The sequence below is a fragment of the Candidatus Syntrophosphaera thermopropionivorans genome (assembly GCF_004353895.1).
Taxonomy (GTDB): Bacteria; Cloacimonadota; Cloacimonadia; order Cloacimonadales; family Cloacimonadaceae; genus Syntrophosphaera; species Syntrophosphaera thermopropionivorans.
Window position 1 is genome coordinate 1 of sequence record NZ_SMOG01000054.1, and the last position, 782, is coordinate 782.

Below are 782 nucleotides of genomic sequence, written 5' to 3' on the forward strand. Positions count from 1 at the left end.
AACATAAAGCTGATTTAGCTGCTTCAATCCAGCAAGCTATCATAGATCCTCTCATCAATAAATCCCTTACCTGGGCAAGACAAAACCACATCAAAATCATTTTATTAGCAGGAGGAGTTGCCGCTAATTCTGCCTTAAGAACACAGTTAAGTGAAAAAGCTTCCAAATTAAATATCCAGGTCTTTTACCCTTCAGTCTCACTTTGTATGGATAATGCCGCTATGGTGGGAGCAGCTGCCGTTCCTAAATTGCTCCATCATCAATTCTCATCACTGGATGTAAACGCTTTCTCTACTAAAGGAACCAGGAATTTATAAGTAGTCTTTCAGAAGATTCTGTAAAGAAAGGGCATAGTATCCCGGTTACGCCTTCATTAGTGATGTAAATTTGGTAAGGCAGAAGGAGAAAAAGGTTGAGCCACATTCAACTCTTTGCTTATTGTGAACCAATAAAATAACACAAGGAGAAAAGACATAACTCAACCCAGGAGAAAGAAAGATAATTATGAGGATATGGGAAGAAAGAACACTGGATGATTATTAGGTGTATATATGGTTGGATGCTGTATACGCCAGTATCAATGAGTGGTGATATTTGCTACGTTATTAATAGATACTGCCTTAAAAGAAGATGGACATAGAGATGTAGACGGATATTTCCCAACGAGAATAGTAGTAATAGGTTATTGGGGAATATATTACAAAAGTATTCTGAGGATTAGATTAGTGGCATAATATATTTAAGGAGTCCCATAGAGCGAATTATGGAATATCGTGAAGAAG

The 782-nt window shown here is 37.2% G+C and carries 1 protein-coding gene; it reads left to right on the plus strand.

All coding sequences use genetic code 11. From position 1 onward, the window contains the following. The coding region (locus E0946_RS07170) for a Kae1-like domain-containing protein (RefSeq protein WP_478210241.1) at nucleotides 1–317 on the plus strand (317 nt) is incomplete at its 5' end. Nucleotides 318–782 lie beyond the last annotated feature (465 nt).